The following is an 18,968-nucleotide window of genomic DNA, read 5'->3' as shown; positions in this document are numbered from 1 at the left end:
CCATCAATTTCTGCACTAAACTCTGAGCCGGTCAACGTTAAATAGAGGTCGAGCCATGCCACTAAAAGACATGATGAACAAAGCGCAACAATTACCCAACATACCCAAGGTGGTACAAGAGTTGATTGAGAGCTTTGGAAATGAAGATATCAACACCGATGACATTGCAAAGAAGCTAGCGTCGGATCAAGTACTCACCGCCAAGGTGCTGCGAATGGCCAATTCCGCACGCTACGGCGGCAACCGCAAGATAGGTTCGGTGAATGATGCCGTGGTTGTCTTGGGTTTTAACGCTCTGAGAACGCTAGTGTTAGCCTCTGGCCTGACCTCGGCCTTTAAGGCACCCGAGGGATTCGATATCAAACAATTCTGGCGCAACAGTTTTACCTGTGCAGCACTGTGCAAGTGGCTAGCGAAATTTACCAAGCTAGACTCAGAAATCGCCTTCACTTGCGGCATGATGCACAATATTGGCGGCCTACTCATCCACATATTGACGCCAGACAAAGCGATAGTAATCGATAGTGCTGTAGGCCAAGGGCAAGACCGAAAACAAATACAAGATCGCCAACTTGGCTTCGACTTTACCGAGGCCGGCGCCGAACTGGCACAAAGCTGGCGCTTTCCGCAGGAAATAGTAGACGCCGTGCGCTTCCAACTCTCTCCCGAGCAACCCGCACCCTATGCCAAAACGGTCTACCTAGCAATGTTCATCCTGTCCCTGAACGCCAGTAAACAGCCCGAGCAAATGCTGGCCGAATTCCCAGACCACATTGCCAAATCCATTGGCATAGATGTCGACCAGATGAAAAACAGATTGGCCGAAACTAAAGCGATTGACTCAGGTCTAGACGAGCTACTGGGCTAATGGCACTCGCAAGGGGCGCCAGACGCTGCCCAACCCCGGGTCAGAGGTGACCACACTAATATCATAACCCGCTGGGCCGGAGGCAATACCTGTAACCCGGAATCCATCTAAGCGAAAAGCTGGGAAGGCATCCCCGCTAAAGGGAAATGACCAAATAACCGTGCCCTGCCCAGCTGACTCAGGGATGGCTAGCCACCAACCACGAGCATCCTCATAAGCACTCAGAGGATTAAGTTCCAACGCGGCGGGTTGTAAGCTCGACAGTGTATGATCCTCAAAAGAGTACTCGGCAGAGAAACGCTGCCCTTCACTAAATAGCGTGAGCGCCATAGCCGATTGCGACGCCTGACCACAACTCAACGCCGTTAACGCCAGCGCTTTGGGCACTAGAGCCTGCCCCAAGATTGTGGCTTTAGGCGTTTTGGACCAATTACGCACTTGAAGATGCACCAGTGAAGCTTGCTCACCTGGTTGCACGATGGCGGCCACAACCTCGCCCTCATAGCCTTTTACGGCGCAGAGACCGATCAGCTGCCCAGCTAAGCGCCCCTCCCAGTCATCAATCTTTATGGCGCGAAAACCCAGCCCAGTGTCATCGTATTTCAGCAGACCAAATCGGTTAGCCTCGCCAGCGGCAACCAAGTAGGTTCCCTGCCCAAGCTCGGCTACGCCGCGAAACTCATTTTTTTTCTGCACCGGAGCGGCACCCATATGCCCCCAAACCAAAACAATCACCAACCCCCACGATAGTAGGTGCATCACTGCATTAATCATTACTCGATATCCCTCGTCGTTAAGCGATGTATCATACCTGAGGCAACAGCTCTGAGTCGCAACCTGCTGTTGCGAAGTGCAAGCGCTGTCCTATAAACTGCGCCTGTGATATAAAACGCCACTCGCTCGATACGCCCTAGTTAGGGAAAAGCGCCCATAACGACAAAATATCCAACCTAAAGACACCTTTGGTACATGGCATTACCTAAAAAATCAATGCTCGAACAACTGTTTGATAGCCATGCTACGGGATTGGTGCGCTACCTGACTCGAAAGATGAAGAGCGCGCAAGATGCCGAAGATATAGCCCAAAATGCCTTTATCCGCATACAAAAGCTTGCCGAAGCCGGCGAGTTGGATAACCCAAAAGCCTATCTATATCAAACCGCCTCTAATCTCGCGATCGATCAAATCAGGCGAGAAAAACTACACAGCAACTACCTCCAAGGTGAGGTAACTAGGCAGCTAGCCGACTACGAAATTCCAGGCGCCATGCCTGATTACTGCACGCCTGAACGCCTACTCGCGGCGAAACAGCAACTCAACGAAATGGAAAAGGCCATCGGCAAGCTACCGTTAAAATGCCGCCAAGCCTTTCTACTGCATCGCCTGAAAGGTCTTTCCTATGCGGAAATTGCGCAGGAAATGGCAATTTCGGTATCAAGTGTCGAAAAATACATACTGCAAGCACTAAAAGCGTGCAGAAAGGCACTGGAAAGGGTCGGCGCCAGCGAAATCTAGCGCTAGATCACTTTTTTCAAATCTTTTCTTGCGAGCTATGAATCTCTGTTCGTCTAAATGACTGGAAGGGCACAACAAGGGTGCCAATTTAATCCACCCTGTGCTAATATCGCGCGCCCTGAACGGGACACATTTGAGATAAAACAAGCGTTTACCAGCAACAAATAGCTACAAACGCAGAGAAAATCGACGAAATAAAACTTTATAGCGATGAAGCCGCTATAAAAGTCTCGCCGAGATAGCGAAACTATCGAAGCCCTATCTACAGTAAAACGAGTGGGGGCAAGTGTTATAGAACGATGAATTATTTGGTCTCGGCAATGTCCAAGACTTACAAACCGAGCGATACGTCTAACTAATACGGACATTTAGGGGCGAAAGCCTAACTATCGCCGGATTTAACGAAACCACGATTTTAATGATGCAAGCGCATCGCAGGAAATAGCAGTGAACGCAGCAGAGCAAAACCATATATCACTCGAAGCTAGCGGCTGGATTGCACGCTTACGCTCTGATGCTGCCACCCATGCTGACAAAGCCGCCTTTTCAAATTGGCTAAACAGTGATGCAAACCATGAACTCGCGTTTGACAACGCCCTGAGCGACTGGCAAACCACAGGCGCGCTGAAATACTCAACACAAGCACAAGCTTTCCTTAGCTCAGATCTAGAGCCGAAGCGCTCGATTACCTCCTGGTTCCCCAGTGGGCACGCCGTAGCGTTTGCCTCAGTTGTACTCGTTGCATTTTTGGGCTTTGGCCTTTTTAACAACACGCCGAGCTCGGATATTGACACGCTTTACTATACGACTGAAATTGGCGAGCAGAAGAACATCAGCCTGCCTGATGGCTCGACCATAAACCTAAACACCAACTCCCAAATTCACGTTCAGTATTCAGATTCAGAGCGAAAACTGATCTTAGACGGTGGCGAAGCCTTCTTTAAAGTGGCCTCCAACAAAGCTCGCCCCTTTGTGGTTGACGTTGGGGAAGGCACGGTAACAGCCGTAGGCACGGCCTTCGGCATCAATCGCGACGCCTCAACTGTCAAAGTAACCGTCATCGAAGGCATTGTGAGCGTCAAAGAAAGGGAAACCCAGCCGCAAATCAAGCCGGAATCCTTGCTGGTTAAAGCGGATGAAGGCCTGTCTATTGATATGCAGGGCTTATCCACTGTTCGAACCACGAATGCGCGCCAAGCACTGGCGTGGAGAAACAAGCTCTTAGTCCTTGAAAATCAGCCCCTGACAACTGCCCTAAACGAACTCAACCGCTACCTCAAAGCGCCAGTGGATAGCTCCGACCCATCATTGGCAAAACTTAGAGTCTCCGGCACGTTTAGTCTGCAGACGCCCGAGTCAACATTAACGGCTCTTATCACCACATTTGACCTACAGCAGGACACCAGCGGCGACAGCGCTCGCTTGTATGCTCGTAGCGAATAATATATAACCTCTCTATTAAACGACTCCATTTGAGGTAAGCCTCGAGTGGATTTTGTCTATTTTGGGTAATTACACCAAATCGGGCACCTTTTTAGGAATGACCAACCTCCAACTAAGAGAGGTGGCAGCCAAAAATGCGAGAGAGATGCACAAACTAATACCCCGCAATGCAGCCAGGGCATGGTTCGCAGTCGCCACACTATTATCGAGTTCGGCTTTTGCTGCACTCGACAGCCAAGTGGTATTCTCTAACGATAACCGCCAAGCGAGCCCCGTACCGCTCTCAGACAGCCTGATTAAGTTGGGCCGCGAAGGCGATGTCAGCATCGTATTCCCTAGCAGCCTGCTCAAAGGCAAGCTCACCCCCACCGTGGCGCCGCAAGAAACAACGCTTTCAACCCTTGAAACACTCAATCTGCTTCTCGCTAACTCTGGCCTCAGCTACAAAATCATCAACAGCCAAGTCATCGCAATCACCTTGGCTGCGGCCGAGGCTGAGCAGCCCGACGAGTACTACCTCAACCTTTATCAAGAGGAGATTGCGGTTGAAGGCAAACCCATTACCGGCTCGCGCATCAGAAAAAGCTATGTCACCGGCGCCTCACCCATAGATGTAATCTCCCAACCCGAGCTGGCTGCGAGCGGTGCTCAGACCTTAGGTGAGTTCTTAAAATTCATCCCTACAGTCGCCGGGAACTCAACCTCTACCGCGGTTAGCAATGGCGGTGACGGCACGGCAACGGTCACACTTCGAGGGCTACCAGCCAATAACACGTTGGTCCTACTAAATGGCCAACGAACGGCCTATTCAGGCCTAGCAGGCGATGCGATCGACCTGAACTCCATCCCCCCCGCTGCGGTCGAGCGCATCGAGATCCTTAAAGATGGCGCATCCGCCGTTTATGGGTCTGACGCCATTGCTGGGGTTGTTAATATCATCCTCAGGAGCAACTTTGAGGGATTTCAAGTCGAACAATTTTACGGCGAAACGTCGCGTTCAGACTTAGAAACTGCCACCACCAGCCTGCTCTGGGGTACCCAATCCAACACAGCTTCGCTCATGGTCGCCGCCTCTTACTTCGACCAGCAAGGCATCATGAGTCGCGATAGAGAAGTCGCTCGCAGCGCCAATAACCTAGCCAAAGGCGGCGCCGATTTGCGATCCAGTGCAACGCCCGACGGGCGCATCACCGTGAACGATCAAGTCCTCACCCTCATCAAAGGCCAAGACGGCAGCTCAAGCTCGGACTTTGAACCGGCCTCAGTCAACGATCTGTTCGACTACCCCGCATTTACCAGCTCCATATCACCTTCGACACGAGCAAGCCTCTTTTCAACGGCCAGGCTCGAACTGAACCACACCACCAGCGTGTTTATCGACGCGTCTTACACGGGTACAGAAGCCAGCATTACCTTGGCTCCCACACCACTATTTACTGGTTTTGAAGCCGAGCCCATCGACGTTGATTCGAGCAATATTTACAACCCTTTTGGGCAAACCCTTGGGGACGTTCGAAAAAGGCTTGTTGAACTGGGGCCGAGAGAGCAAATCAATAACGCTCAAGCCTACCGCCTCAACATTGGACTAGAAGGCGACGACGGCGTCATTCGCTGGCAATTAAACCAATTCTGGAGCCGAACCAACGCCCAACTTGAAAGCACAAACCTGCTAAGCGGCCTCAAAACCCAACGGGCGCTGGGCGATGACACGCTATGCAACGCCGCTGCCAGCTGCGTCCCACTGAATGTCTTTGGCCCTGAAGGTAGTATTACTCAGGACATGGCCGACTATATTCGCATTGACAACAATGTGCGCGGCAACAGCCAACTCATGGGGCTGTCTCTCAGCTTGGACTCGCAATTGGCGGCGTTAGCCAGCGGCGAAGTATTGGCCGCTGGCGGGTTCGAAGTTCGACGCGAATCCACCAGCAGAAAACCCAACACATTGGAAAATAACGACTTCTATATTGGCGGCGGCGAAGACACCGCCACCGAAGGCGCGCGCAACATCACTGAAATGTTTGCCGAACTTCAAATACCTCTGGCACAAAATACAAGCTGGGCCCACCATCTAGACTTAGAAATCGCCAGCCGCATCTCCCATTACAGCGACTTCGGCACCGCCGTGACACCAAAAGCCGGGCTAAGATATCAGCCAACAGCCAACCTATTGGTCAGAACCACCTTCTCCAAGGGCTTCCGCGCGCCAAGCCTGAATGAGCTGCATAAGGGTGGCCAAACCACACAGGCGTTCTTAGATGATCCTTGCGCCAACCCAAACAGTGTTGGCGTGCTCGTGGGTTGCAACCAGCAGAGCGACCCCACGCGAAATCAGTTTCTAACGGAGTTTTCAGGCTCGACCAACCTTGAACCCGAAAGCTCCAACAACAGCACCCTAGGGATCGTTTGGACACCTTCAACGCTACCAGGCTTATACGCCGCCTTAGATTTTTTCTGGATTGAACAAAACGACGTCGTAGACGCCTCCGCGCAATATATCGTCAACCAAAATGCCGAAGCGGGATTATTTCAGGACAAGGTGACTCGCAACGCGGCAGGAGACATTGAGAGAATTGATGCATCCTTCATTAACATCGGCCGCAGGGAAATTAATGGTGCGGACCTAACCCTAAAGTACCAGCATCTTATAGACGCCGGACTAGCGTCCATCTCCCTAAACGCTGCACATCTGCACTCATTTAAAGATCAATTAGCCCCTTCGGCGGCCACTGAAGAACTAGCCGGCAGCTTTTCCGACGAAGCCTCCGAAGGCAACGGCGCACTACCCAAACTAAAAGCAAATACCGGCATTCACTGGCAACAAGACGGCCTAGACCTGCACTACACCATCAACTATGTCAGCCCCCTAGAAGAAGAAGTCCCAAAAGCAGGCACGAAGCGCACCATCGATAGCTGGATTACTCACGACGTACAATTCAACTACCTATTACCGGTAAAAAAAGGCCTAAAACTAACGTTAGGTGCAGACAATCTACTCGACAATCCCGCCCCTTTCGCCGCATCGGCATTCAACGACAGCATGGACTCCCGCACCCACGACCTAAAAGGCCGGTTTTGGTATGGGCGGGTTAGCCTGAAGTTCTAGATTTTAACCTTGCGAGAACTTTTAAATGAATTACCTACCAATTATCGCCTGCCTTACGGCTTTAACATTGAGCACAAACAGCAATTCGGACGACTTACCGCTCAACATAAAAGACTATATGAGTAGCGAAGAAGCTAGCTCAACCGGTGTCAGTACATTGTCAGAGCAGCAGCTCACAGAACTTAACCGCTGGTTAACTCGATTTGTTGCACTCGACGCGCACCTACTGAGAGATAACACAAAGGTTACCGCTGTTGCTTCGGAGAGTGTCCACACCTCCATCAAGGGCAAGTTCACCGGCTGGAATGGAAACACGATATTCGTGCTAGAGAACGGCCAAACTTGGAAACAAAGGCTACCGGGGAAGTGGAGAACCAACAAACAAAACCCACAAGTGGTGCTAGCATTAAACGCCCTCAATTTATGGGAACTGACGGTCGTCGAAAACAACAAAAAAATAGGCGTCAAGCGCGTTAAGTAGAATTTTAGAAATAACCTTGAGGCTGCCCAGCACGTGCTCGTCAAATATGACGTAGAGATAAGTCCGCCTCAAACTTGAGGCTTGAAATAATAATGTTAATGAGGAACTCTTATGGCACATCGCAAACAATTGTCAACGGCGATAAAACTCATCGTACTTGGCGCCACAACCACCTTGGGCCTAGCAGCCAACACAGTATCAGCACAAGACAATATTAGTGCACTGGAAGAGGTTACCGTTACAGGGTCTCGTATTTCTCGAGACGAATTTAGCTCCGCCAGCGCTATATCGACATTTGATGCATCAGAGCTTCAAAAGGCCGGGGTTACCGGTATTGATGAATTCCTGAAGGATGTTCCAGCCTTTACCGGCTACCAAATGGGCACGTCCACCAACAACGGCAGCGATCAAGGCCAAAAGAAGATTGACATGCGTGGCCTAGGCTTCAACCGCACGCTGGTGTTGGTTAATGGCCGTCGCCAAATCGGTGATAGCTCCGGCGATGGCGCCGTAGATTTAAACACCATACCCTCAGCGATGATTAAGCGCGTTGAAGTGCTGAAAGACGGAGCATCTACCGTATACGGCTCAGACGCCCTTGCCGGTGTGGTAAACATCATTCTCCACGACGATTTCGAAGGCTTCCAGGTTACCGGCGACTGGGGTCGCGGGGTATCAGATGGTCAAGCAGAAAACCAATCCTTATCCATGCTAGCGGGTGTGGCTGGTGATCGCGGCAATGCTGTGTTCTCCATCGGTTGGACTAACCAAGACGAAATGCTTCAAGCCGAGCGCCCATGGGCGACTGAAGCGCTATACCCCGTTCTGCAATCAGACGGCACTTTTAAAGCAGTTGGCTCAGGCTCGTCAAATAGCCGCAAAATTCGCGTACCCGGCGCTGGCAACCGCATTCTCGATGCAGATACAGGCATAGGTCGCACATTCGTCGGCAGCGACGTTTATAACTATGCACCGGTAAACGCTTTAATCACACCCAACGAGCGCTACCAATTTGGCTTCAACGGCACCATTGAAATTACAGACGATGTGAAAGGCTATGCCGAAGCGCTTTACACCAAAAGAACCTCGCAGCAGCGCTTAGCGCCCGATGCCTCTTTTGCGGTAAGCCCAAACACCGAAACCCCTAATAACGGCGTACAATGGAACGACTTTGTTCCCGCCAACAACCCCTTCAACCCCTATGGTGTAAACCCGAACAACGACGAAGGCCTCTCCAACCTAGACGTAAGGATAAATCGCCGCTTTGTTGAGTCTGGCGGGCGTCTATTCCGTCAATCATCCAGCACCTACCGAATAATTACCGGCTTTAAGGGCGATTTCAACGATAAGGTAAACTGGGATGTTTCCTACACTGTAGCCGAAAGCGAAACCGCCGATGAGACCAAAAACTACGGTCGCTTTGACCGCTGGGCGATTGCTGTTGACCCAGTAGCTTGCGCTGCTGATCCAGGCTGCACCGCCGCAGGTGGCGTATTGAACCCCTTTGGAGATTACGGCAGCATCAGCGACGCCCAAATGGCCTTCCTGACCACTGGCTCACTGAAAGATCAATACAGTGGCCGCATGGATTTGTTTGCCGTAAACCTCTCCGGCGACCTGTTCGAAATGTCCGGCGGCAGCGCTGGCTGGGCTCTCGGCTTTGAAAACCGTCACGAACAAGGCTACTACAGCCCAGATGAGTTCGTTGCCGGCGGTCTAACCACAGGTGGCGCAGGTGACCCGCTGAGCGGCAGCTACGGCGTTAAAGAAGTGTACGCGGAAGCCTATTTACCCGTTTTAGACACCTTGAGCATTAGCGCTTCAACCCGCTACTCGGACTACGACACCTCTGCAGGCGCTAAAACGACCTACAAAATTGGTGGCGACTGGAACCCAACAGAAGCCTTAAAAGTCCGTGCGGGATACTCTACCGGCTTCCGTGCGCCCAATATTGCGGAACTCAACCAAGGCGAAAACACAGATTTCCCTATCGTAGAACCGATCTGCGAATTTGCTGATCGACGGCTGGCATCAGGCGATATTAGCCAAGTCGCCTATGACAACTGCCAAGCACTGGGCATTGTCACTGACGACTCCGGCGAATTAGGCTTTGCTTGGCAGTCTACTTACACCACAAGCGCACCAAGCAAACCGCTGAAACCAGAAGAATCCACTTCTATTAACTTTGGCGTTTCCTACGCACCAGAGTTTTTACCCGGCCTACAGCTAAGTGCGGATTACTGGGATATTGAAATTGAAAACGTTATCGGATCTGAGGATTTCAACGATTTGATGCAGAGCTGTATGAACTCGGTGAACCTATCGGCAGCCTCTTGCGATCTATTCTTGAATGACGCAGGTAATGCAGAGCCGTTTTTAAACAGTGCTGATAATGATGGCTTGCCCTATCCGGCCGATGCAACGGCGGAGTTTGGTAACCTTGGTACGCTATCTACCACTGGCTGGGATTTCGAAGCACTCTATATGGGAGAGATCTCAAGCTCTGTTGTCACTGGCTACACGCTGGGCTGGAGCGCAACTTGGCAAAACAAATATGAGCGCGCCTATCCATTAGCAGGCACCAGAGATTTGATTGGTACTGCCAACGGCTTCGCTGTTTTCCCAGAATGGCGCTACAACTTTACCGCAGGTATTGAGGGGAATAACTGGTCGGCCAGCTGGAAAATGCGCTACATTGGCGAGACCGAAGATGCACTTCGCCCTGCCTCAATCACCGATGATGCCACCGCTGAAGCGATGCTTTACCATGACCTCGTAGGTAACTACACATGGGAAAATATTTCCTTCACTCTAGGTATTAACAACGTAACAGATGAAGATGCACCCCGCTTCCATAGCGCGTTTAACGCTAACACGGAGCCAGGTATGTACGATGTGATTGGTCGCCGCCTCTTTACCAGCGTGCAACTAACCTTCTAACATCTACTAGCTTGACTTGCTTTCGAAGGCCCCTTTACGGGGCCTTTTTTATTTACAAACTAAATATAAGCCCACCAACACCCAATAAAAATACTATAAAAAGTGCAAATAACTCTTGAGGCTCTAGTTATAAACTTCGTCATTGTAGTTGGAACTTTGCCTACCAAAGGGCATCGGAGCCATATAAGAATACATAAATGAGGAAGCCATAATGGTTAAACGCACAAAACTAGCTACAGCAATTAAACTTGCAGCCCTGAGCGCGGGAGCAGCGATGTTCTTAGCCGCACCAGCCAGCGCTCAAGAGGCAGGATTAGATACCATTGAAGAGGTGATGGTGACAGGTTCGCGCATTATGCGGGCAAACCTAGAAGCACCCACAGCGGTAACCACTCTAGACTCTGCTGCTATTGAGTTCACCGGTCAGCTAAACACCGCTGACATCCTGCGCTCACTGCCGGCAGCGGGCGTGTCCGGCCTGTCTTCCACTAACTCCAACTTCTTTACCTCAGGCGGCGGTATCAATACCGTAGACCTGCGTAACTTAGGTGAAGACCGTACCCTAGTCCTTGTAAATGGACGCCGTTACATTTCCGGCGTAGCCGGTACTTCAGCCGTGGATTGGAACACCATTCCAACCGAGCTAATCGAGCGCGTTGAAGTCATTACCGGTGGCGCCTCTGCTATTTACGGTTCAGACGCACTTGCTGGTGTGGTGAACGTTACCTTGAAAGATGATTTTGAGGGCGTTGAAGTAAGCATGTCTCACGGCGAAACCATGGAATATGGCGACGACAAGACCGATCGCCTAAACATATTGATGGGCAGCAATTTCGCCGATGACAAAGGTAACGCAGTTGTTTCTTTGACTTGGTCAGAGGAAGGCGGTGTGCTGGCTAAAGATCGCCCGAATACTGCGCAAGACGATATCGCTGAATGTTTGTTCACTGGCGACATCAACGATTGCCAGACTTCGCGCACCCCGTTTTTCTCTTCATACTCCGAATGGGGCCGCTTCTCTACTCCCAGCACACCAAGCCAATACACTGTGGATAACGGTCAAGTATTACCTTGGAACGCTGCAACCTACGGCTTTAATCGCCAAGCGTTCCGTCGTCACTCAGTACCAACTGAGCGTTACTTGATATCCAGCAATATCAGCTATGAGATCAACGACAAGCTGGAAGCGTTCATGGAAACGACTTTCGCGCGCACCGAAACTCAGACAGATATTGAACCCTTCCCGCACTCCGCCGGCGATCTGTTTATTGATGGTATCTCCATCGACAACCCGTTTGTGCCGCAGGACCTACGTAATATCGCCATCGCCAATGGTGATGATGTAATTCAGTACGTGCGTCGGACCACCGAATTGGACAACCGCGGCTCCTTTGCCGAGCGTCAAACCTTCCGAGGCGTATTCGGCCTGCGTGGTGAAATTAACGACAACTGGAACTGGGACGCTTTCTACGGTCAAGCCCAGATGCAAGACAGCCAGCGCGGTACTGGTCAGCTAAACATTTCCAATTTCCGCCAAGCGCTGAATGCCGGCGATGACGGCAGTGGTAACATTGTGTGTCTGGATGCAGCGGCTGTGGAAGAAGGCTGTGTGCCGATCAACATCTTTGGCTACGGCACCATTAGTCCTGGTGCAGCCAAATATGTAACCGCACCATCTATTCGCGACCAGCGCACCCGCCAGACCATTGCCGGCGCAAACATTACCGGCGATCTGTTTGAACTACCAGCTGGTGCCTTAGCTATGGCTGCCGGTTTAGAGTACCGCTCTGAGTACGCAGCTGACTTCCCAGATGCACTGACCCGCTCTGGCCAAAATGGTGGTAACAAGGAAGAGCCAACTGAAGGCAGCTACAGCGTTCGCGAAGCTTACATGGAACTTGATGCTCCGTTGTTAACCGACGCACCCTTTGCTAAGTCTTTGAGTGTAGGTGTAGCCTTCCGTTTGTCTGATTACGATACTATCGGCAACACAGAGGCTTATACGGCTCGCGCAGCTTGGCAACCAGTTGATTCGCTACGCATTCGTGGTCAATTCGCCCGCGCAGTTCGCGCGCCGAACATCAGCGAATTGTTCTCCCCTGGTGGTGAAAACTTCGCTGCTGTAGCCGATCCTTGTAATGGTGTAACAGCAACAACGGCCGGCACCATCGCGGATAACTGCCGCTCAGTTCCTTCGATCGCAGCCCGTATCGCGTCCGAAGGTTCATTCACCCTGACTCAGCCTGAAATTCAGGGCACAGGTGGCTTCACCGGTAAGGGCAATGAGAACCTCACCACTGAAACCGCCGATAGTATTACTTTCGGTGCAGTGTTTGATCATGACTTTGGCAACATCGGCAGCATGACCTTGTCTGTTGACTGGTATCAGATCGAAATTGAAGACCTGATTGATACCGTTAGCCGTCAAACCTCTGTTGACTTCTGCTATAACCAAACCAACTTCCCGAACAACTTCTGTAATTTCGTGGAGCGCGACACCGCCGGTCCGTCATTCCAGACTGGTGAGATCACTGCAGTTAACTCGGGCTACATCAACGAAGGTAGCCTGGAAACTTCAGGTGTTGACGTGCAGTTTCAGTGGGGCATGCTACTGTCTGACGTAATTGACAGCGCTGCTGGTGGTCTCGACATAGACGTCAAATATGGCTTCTTGAATGAATACACCCTCACGAAGTTCGGTGATGCCGATGAGTCTGTAGGCGATGTGGGCCAGTCTGAGCACAAGTGGTTGGCAACGGCCACCTACACGCTGGACAAGTTCGCATTCCAGTGGGAAACCACTTACATCGGTGACGCAGTGCCAAATCAAGACAATGCACTGTTCAACTTCGACGTAGGTTCATTTGTGACCCATGACATCTACATGTCATACAATGTACTCGATAACACCAAGGTGTTCTTGAGCATTGACAACTTGACCGACGAAGAGTCACCGGTCATTTTGAGCGGTGTCACAGGTAACACCACTGGCTGGGATACCAACGCTGCCGTTTACGGCACCTATGGTCGCGGCTACGCCTTGGGCTTCAAGTCGACTTTCTAAGTCGTCTTTGCTCAGAAAAAGGCGGGCTTTAGCCCGCCTTTTTTTATGCTCACTTTCCTTCATTACAGCTAGTTCAACTTTTTATGCATGCAGAGCAACTACAATCACAAGCGTACTTATACCTGCAGCAGGGCAACTACCACGCGGCGCTGGCGTCAGCCACCCAGTCGCTGGCTCTCTCACCTGATAACCCGGCAACCCTGGCCGCTGCGGCCAAAGCCTTGAGCCTGCTACAACTACCCGCTGAAAGCCTGCCGTTCTACCATAAGATATTCACCCTGGTGGGCCGCGCTACGCCGGTGGCCCTCTATTTAGAGGCCGCTCAGGCCTACACTGAACTCAGACGACTAGACAAAGCGCAACAGCTACTCGAACACGCACAAAAATGCTTTCCTAAAACAATAGAACCTAGCATCCGGCTAGCCGCTCTGCGACTAGCGCAAGGCGATAAAACAGCCGCTAAAAAACAGTTTAGAAAAATACTAGAAACATCACCAAACAATGGCTCCGCCTTGCTGGGCTTAGCACAATGCGATGGGATAGCCCAAGGTTCACATTTTTTCGAATCCCTAAGGGTAAGCGCCAACAATCCCAAAGATCGACAACAAGCGAGCTATCTGTATGCCTTAGCCAAGATTCATCGAGCAGCGGATGACGCAGAATCATTTGAAGCAACGCTTGCTCAGGCGCTGTCTTTGCAGGCTCGCCACAGCCCGCCCGATATAGAAGTAAGCTACAAGCTAGAACACAGCAGAGCGATGACCCTCCAAACGGGCTTTGCCTACGAGGCGCCGGAACCTGTTGGGAACGAACCACAGATAATATTTATCGTTGGCATGCCACGATCTGGCACCAGTCTGGTGGAGAGCCTGCTAAGCACTCATCCTGATGTAGCGGCAGGTGGCGAACTGAACTACTTCCGAGGCAGTGTGGCTACTGAATACCAGAATTCGACTGGTTACCCGCTTCCACAGGGGTTGGCGCTTCATGAACATCGCATTCAGCTGCGCAACCATTACATGCGCAGAGTCAAGGCCATTGCGCGCGAGCAAGGATATATAACCGACAAAACCCCAGGAAATTACCATTTAATAGGCCCTTTGCTGAATACCTTTCCAGGCTGCAAGGTCATCCATTTACAACGCGACCCAATGGATACCTGCTTTTCGATTTTGCAGCAGCCGTTCATCCAATCAGCACCTCACACCTACAATATGGATCTGCTTGGACAGGCCTACGCACATTATGTGGAAATTATGTCGGGCTGGCGATCGCTGGCGGGAGATAAATATCTGACAGTCGATTATGAATGCTTGGTACGTGAACCCCGGCAGACGTTTTCAAGCATTTTTGAGTTTTGCGGATTAAGCTGGAAAGATCGATGGTTGAGTAGCAACCGCGCAGCTGGTGCAACTTTTACGTTTAGCGCGAACCAGGTACACGAGACCATTTCAACACGCAGTATTGGATCTTGGCAGCCCTATACAGATTTTCTGGCCCCGCTAAGAAAGTCCCTCACAAGTCATTCGGTAGAATGGGCGGCCTGATAGGCCATAATCGCTGCCACTTTATCGCGCTTATTGGCATAGCGACCTTTATCCTCATCGTTAGGGGCATGAGATTCCGCTAAACGTAAACTCTCAATGACCTCGCGCTGATCACCCACCTGAGCCATCAGCTGTGCTCTCAATAAATGGAAACGATGTTCTTTGGTAAAGAGCTCAATCGCCCTATCTATCTCCTGAATCGCCAGATCGTTGCGCCCCTTAGAGTAGTTAAGGTGCGCTATGGCATAGTGATAGTAAGGGTTTCTGGCTCGATGCCGCTTAACCCTTTCCTCCAAAAGGTCCGCTTCGACAGTATTGCCCAAGGCGCGAAAGTTGCGTGCCAGATTGCTGGCGATAACCGAATCAAACCCACCAGAATCCATTGCCTTCAGGTACAGCGCCTGAGCAATATCAAATCGCTCAAGCCTGCGATACAACGTTGCAAGATTACCCCATACAAAACCAAGATCACTGTTTAGGTCCAAGGTGCGCTGAAAATAGTACTGTGCATCGGCCAGTTGACCTGCGTTTAATGCTTCTACGGCGCGGTTATTATAGTAAAGCGCTTCTGCATGAACCTTAGTGATACGGCGCTGCGGATAAAGCTCATTGTAATTGCTCATATTGATATCCACTATCTTGCTTTCGGCCCAGAGGATATCGACGATGGCGTTAACATGCTTATAAAAAATTAACTTGTTGGTGTCCTGCACATCCCATACGGGGGGAACGTCTACCTCGTTGAAAGCAACGGTGAGACCAGCCTCATTAGCAAGCGCATAAAGCAAGATTGTAAAGGAAAGGCAGTTTGCTTCCCTACGTCTGAACGCCTCTGCCGCCGAGTGGGTCTCATTGGCACTATAGGTCATGTTGAGCCCGTATTGGGTGGTAAGCGCTCGTACCAGCGCCGTCACCTTGTACTTGTCGTGATACTCAGCAGGGGCAAAATGATTAGCGAATGCCTTCATTTCCGGTGTCAGCGCGAATGGATCGCGGTCGGCAAGTGCCTGCGCCGAAACCTGCCCGCCTACCAGACTACCGGAGCGTGCCAACGCTAACAATTCTGGGTCGCCCGCACCGTATTCAGGCTGCCAGCTGGCGCAACCAGTGACCGCAAGGTGTAATAGGAGCACCACGACAAAGCCATTAACGACCCTCATTCACCACCTCCAAAACTGCCTGACCTTAGTTTAGGGTCATGGCGATCAACTCGCCAAGAATGACCCCCTGATATCACCAATTCCCATGCTCTACTCTGCGCGATATCGGGTGCATTAACATTCTAGTCAAGCTCGAATACGCCTTTGCCTTTTACTGCCTCACCAGCTCAGGAGAGTCATTGCCTGAGCTTCTGTAGAGCCGTGCGCAACGCTTTTTTGGTATGGAACACCCGCCTGCTCCTAGTCTTCAACCAAACTTAATCGATTTACAGGCCTCCCTTAATACGGGTCCTACTTAGGCTATAACACTGCGATCTCTCGCATATTGTAATGAGTCGCCATGTCGCGCGCGTCAGCGTACAAGTCACTATGGCCCATTGGCGACCTCCTAGCCATGAGGTTTGCGATGGGTACCTCACTTTTTGAGGCGACTAACCGAAATAATGTCAGCATCCTTATCCAGAACCGCCCAAATTTGGGCCGTCACAACACCATAGGCTGTCATCAAAAGGTGCGTTCACTGAGCTATTCAGACGAGCACCTCGGTGGCTAACGCTTAGGCGTATATGGCCCAACCTCAACACCTGATTCTCCTGAGGTTATCGCCCTCATTTATCGCAGAACCACTTTAACGCACATTATCAGATGCATTCTAATCGGGTAGCCAAATAAGCTATCAACCCATCGCCACAGCGATGACCAAAGAATGTTACTAACTGAAAGCCATTTTTTCCTTATTCAAAGGAATTAAGAGCTCCCTCAAAGTGAGGTCGGGAGCACCCGACAAGCTCCAGTCAATGCCAGCGCTTCACCAACATCACCAAAACCAACTCTATCTCCTGGTTCCTGAATTCTGCAATCATACCAAGTGCCAATGACCATTGAGGCCTTAAGTGCCACGCTCGTCCTTATAACGATGTGAAATAACCATAATGAGGATTTGGCATGACCACTGCCGCTGTTTCAGCACCTGGGGAATTCCTAGGGCACCCGAAAGGCCTTTACGTTTGCTTTGCCACTGAGTTGTGGGAGCGCTTCTCTTTTTACGGCATGAAGTACCTTCTGCTGCTGTATTTGACAAAGTATCACTTGTTCACTGACATGGCAGGCTACGACGTCTTAGGCGCCTACGCAGGCCTCGTATACGCCCTACCTCTCATCGGCGGGCTCATAGCCGACCGCTATTTAGGTATGCGTAAAGCGGTTGTATTCGGCGCATTGCTGCTGACTGCAGGGCACGCCACCATGGCCTATGAGGGCTTTCAGGCCATGTCTTATGCGGCGGGCACAACCCTCGCTGAGGCCATCACCCTTAATGACGGTACCGTCATTGCTGCAGGGACGGTGTTGGCCGAAGACATCATTATCCAAGACATTGTCGCCTTAAAAGTGTTCTTCTTCGCACTTGCGCTCATCACCGTGGGTGTTGGCTTCTTAAAGCCCAATATTTCCACCATCGTTGGCAAGCTCTATGCACAAGATGACCCACGCCGGGACTCCGGTTTCACCATCTTTTACATGGGCATTAACATCGGCTCATTTATCGCTACCCTACTCTGTGGTTGGCTAGGTGAAACCTACGGTTGGAGCTACGGCTTTGGCGCCGCGGGTATTGGCATGCTGTTAGGCCTAATCACCTTTTTGAAGTTCCAACACACTCTTCAGGGGCACGCTGAACCTGCTGAGCCTGCGAGACTGAAAGAAACCTTCCTCGGCCCGATAAATAAAGAATGGGCAATTTACCTAGGCGGGCTCTTATCATTGTCGGTTGTTTGGTTGCTAGTGCAACATGAACCTGTGGTGCACGTGGCACAGAACAGCCTGTTGATCGTCGCCATTGTCGGTATCATTCTCTACTCCATGCTGCATCAGCCCGAGAAAGGCCAAGACTGGCTGGCGATAGGCGTTGCTATAGCAACCATGGTGCTAGGTCTGATGTGGGCGTTCTTGGGCGATGATACTTGGCTCGGCTTGATGCTGTTAGCCCTGGTTGCGTTTATCACCTATGGCTTTAAGTCTCACAATAGCGCCGAATACGGCCGCACGGTGGTACTCATGGTGATGATTGTATCCACCATCGTGTTCTGGTCACTGTTCGAGCAATCTGCAGGCAGCATGACGTTATACGCCGATCGTGTACTCGATCGCGAGGTTGGCGGCACAGAAGTGCGCGCATCAATGTTTGGCTCTCTAAACGCCGGCTTCATCATGCTACTCGCCATCCCCTTTGCCGCCCTGTGGGTATGGCTTGCCAAACGCGGTTGGGAACCCTCCACCCCCGTTAAATTCGGCTTGGGCATACTACAGGCAGGCTTAGGTTTTGGCGCTCTGGTGATCGGTGCCCAGTTTGCCGATGAAGCCGGTAAAGTCGCTATTATTTGGTTGGTACTGGCCTATTTGCTGCACACCACAGGCGAACTCTGTCTATCACCAGTCGGCTTATCAGCTGTAACCAAGTTATCAATTAACAAGGTTGTTGGCGTTTCCATGGGCACTTGGTTTTTGGCAACCGCACTTTCGGAAACTGTCGCCACGCGTATTGGCAAGATGGCAGCAATCGATACCTCGGGCGCTGAAACTGCTGACGCGGCGAGCTTACTTGTCACCTACACCAGTCTGTACGAATTTTTAATGTGGATTGGTATTGGCGTCGGTATTTTCATGATCGTTATTTCCCCTATCTTGAAGAAGGGAATGCACGGGGTTCGTTAAGCTAACAGTAGCTATTCACAACCGAACAATAAAAAGCCCAGCAAATTTGCTGGGCTTTTTATTGCACTGGTGAAACCGGAAACATTGCCAACAGTTTCAGGAAAGGCTAAAGCAACAACCGAAACTCGTTCA

11 protein-coding genes are annotated in these 18,968 nt (G+C 51.1%); 9 read left to right on the top strand and 2 right to left on the bottom strand.

Annotated features, from left to right (window positions below; all coding sequences use genetic code 11):
* The first annotated feature begins 55 nt into the window (after positions 1 to 55).
* Entirely contained in the window at positions 56 to 868 is an 813-nt protein-coding gene (locus ACGHTT_RS04665; RefSeq protein ID WP_390593817.1) for an HDOD domain-containing protein, read from the top strand.
* Here the strand turns inward: ACGHTT_RS04665 and ACGHTT_RS04660 are convergent.
* Positions 857 to 1,642, bottom strand: a complete 786-nt coding sequence (locus ACGHTT_RS04660) for a hypothetical protein (RefSeq protein WP_390593815.1) — start codon at positions 1,640 to 1,642, stop codon at positions 857 to 859. The two genes, ACGHTT_RS04665 and ACGHTT_RS04660, sit on opposite strands and share 12 nt — an antisense overlap.
* Before the next feature lie 195 nt (positions 1,643 to 1,837).
* Here ACGHTT_RS04660 and ACGHTT_RS04655 point away from each other — a divergent pair, with 195 nt between their 5' ends.
* The 7 genes from ACGHTT_RS04655 to ACGHTT_RS04625 all read left to right on the top strand — a co-directional run bounded on the left by ACGHTT_RS04655 (position 1,838) and on the right by ACGHTT_RS04625 (position 14,964).
* Positions 1,838 to 2,383, top strand: coding sequence for an RNA polymerase sigma factor (locus tag ACGHTT_RS04655; protein ID WP_390593813.1), 546 nt, complete (start codon positions 1,838 to 1,840; stop codon positions 2,381 to 2,383).
* A 447-nt stretch (positions 2,384 to 2,830) separates the two neighbouring features.
* Positions 2,831 to 3,826 carry a FecR family protein gene (locus tag ACGHTT_RS04650; protein ID WP_390593812.1) on the top strand — a complete coding sequence of 332 codons (996 nt, stop codon included), beginning with the start codon at positions 2,831 to 2,833 and terminating at the stop codon, positions 3,824 to 3,826.
* Between the two features lie 97 nt (positions 3,827 to 3,923).
* Positions 3,924 to 6,932, top strand: a complete 3,009-nt coding sequence (locus ACGHTT_RS04645) for a TonB-dependent receptor domain-containing protein (RefSeq protein ID WP_390593811.1) — start codon at positions 3,924 to 3,926, stop codon at positions 6,930 to 6,932.
* Positions 6,933 to 6,957: 25 nt separating this feature from the next.
* Entirely contained in the window at positions 6,958 to 7,413 is a 456-nt protein-coding gene (locus ACGHTT_RS04640) for a hypothetical protein (protein ID WP_390593810.1), read from the top strand.
* A gap of 111 nt (positions 7,414 to 7,524) precedes the next feature.
* A complete protein-coding gene (locus ACGHTT_RS04635; RefSeq protein ID WP_390593808.1) occupies positions 7,525 to 10,353 on the top strand; it encodes a TonB-dependent receptor plug domain-containing protein in 2,829 nt (942 codons plus the stop codon).
* A 211-nt stretch (positions 10,354 to 10,564) separates the two neighbouring features.
* Positions 10,565 to 13,417 (top strand): TonB-dependent receptor plug domain-containing protein, encoded by a 2,853-nt coding sequence (locus tag ACGHTT_RS04630; RefSeq protein WP_390593807.1) that lies wholly within the window; start codon positions 10,565 to 10,567, stop codon positions 13,415 to 13,417.
* A gap of 83 nt (positions 13,418 to 13,500) precedes the next feature.
* On the top strand, positions 13,501 to 14,964 hold the full coding sequence (locus ACGHTT_RS04625) for a tetratricopeptide repeat-containing sulfotransferase family protein (protein ID WP_390593805.1): 1,464 nt from the start codon (positions 13,501 to 13,503) through the stop codon (positions 14,962 to 14,964).
* Here ACGHTT_RS04625 and ACGHTT_RS04620 read toward each other — a convergent pair.
* The gene (locus ACGHTT_RS04620) at positions 14,940 to 16,124 is read right to left on the bottom strand and encodes a hypothetical protein (RefSeq protein ID WP_390593804.1); all 1,185 of its coding nucleotides are present in this window, start codon (positions 16,122 to 16,124) and stop codon (positions 14,940 to 14,942) included. The genes ACGHTT_RS04625 and ACGHTT_RS04620 overlap by 25 nt on opposite strands.
* Before the next feature lie 945 nt (positions 16,125 to 17,069).
* Here ACGHTT_RS04620 and ACGHTT_RS04615 point away from each other — a divergent pair.
* The gene (locus tag ACGHTT_RS04615) at positions 17,070 to 18,836 is read left to right on the top strand and encodes a peptide MFS transporter (RefSeq protein WP_390593803.1); all 1,767 of its coding nucleotides are present in this window, start codon (positions 17,070 to 17,072) and stop codon (positions 18,834 to 18,836) included.
* Positions 18,837 to 18,968: the final 132 nt, after the last annotated feature.

Origin of the sequence: Simiduia litorea (assembly GCF_042853465.1) — a bacterium.
GTDB classification, from domain to species: Bacteria; Pseudomonadota; Gammaproteobacteria; order Pseudomonadales; family Cellvibrionaceae; genus Simiduia; species Simiduia litorea.
The sequence above is the reverse complement of the archived record's forward strand: the minus strand, read 5'-3'. Positions and strand labels throughout refer to the sequence as shown.

Excerpts from the sequence above, each read along its gene's own strand:
- ACGHTT_RS04660 (WP_390593815.1), bottom strand. The coding sequence starts at position 1,642 with ATGATTAATGCAGTGATGCACCTACTATCGTGGGGGTTGGTGATTGTT.
- ACGHTT_RS04640 (WP_390593810.1), top strand. The coding sequence starts at position 6,958 with ATGAATTACCTACCAATTATCGCCTGCCTTACGGCTTTAACATTGAGC.
- ACGHTT_RS04655 (WP_390593813.1), top strand. The coding sequence starts at position 1,838 with ATGGCATTACCTAAAAAATCAATGCTCGAACAACTGTTTGATAGCCAT.
- ACGHTT_RS04635 (WP_390593808.1), top strand. The coding sequence starts at position 7,525 with ATGGCACATCGCAAACAATTGTCAACGGCGATAAAACTCATCGTACTT.
- ACGHTT_RS04630 (WP_390593807.1), top strand. The coding sequence starts at position 10,565 with ATGGTTAAACGCACAAAACTAGCTACAGCAATTAAACTTGCAGCCCTG.
- ACGHTT_RS04625 (WP_390593805.1), top strand. The coding sequence starts at position 13,501 with ATGCATGCAGAGCAACTACAATCACAAGCGTACTTATACCTGCAGCAG.
- ACGHTT_RS04620 (WP_390593804.1), bottom strand. The coding sequence starts at position 16,124 with ATGAGGGTCGTTAATGGCTTTGTCGTGGTGCTCCTATTACACCTTGCG.
- ACGHTT_RS04665 (WP_390593817.1), top strand. The coding sequence starts at position 56 with ATGCCACTAAAAGACATGATGAACAAAGCGCAACAATTACCCAACATA.
- ACGHTT_RS04645 (WP_390593811.1), top strand. The coding sequence starts at position 3,924 with ATGACCAACCTCCAACTAAGAGAGGTGGCAGCCAAAAATGCGAGAGAG.
- ACGHTT_RS04615 (WP_390593803.1), top strand. The coding sequence starts at position 17,070 with ATGACCACTGCCGCTGTTTCAGCACCTGGGGAATTCCTAGGGCACCCG.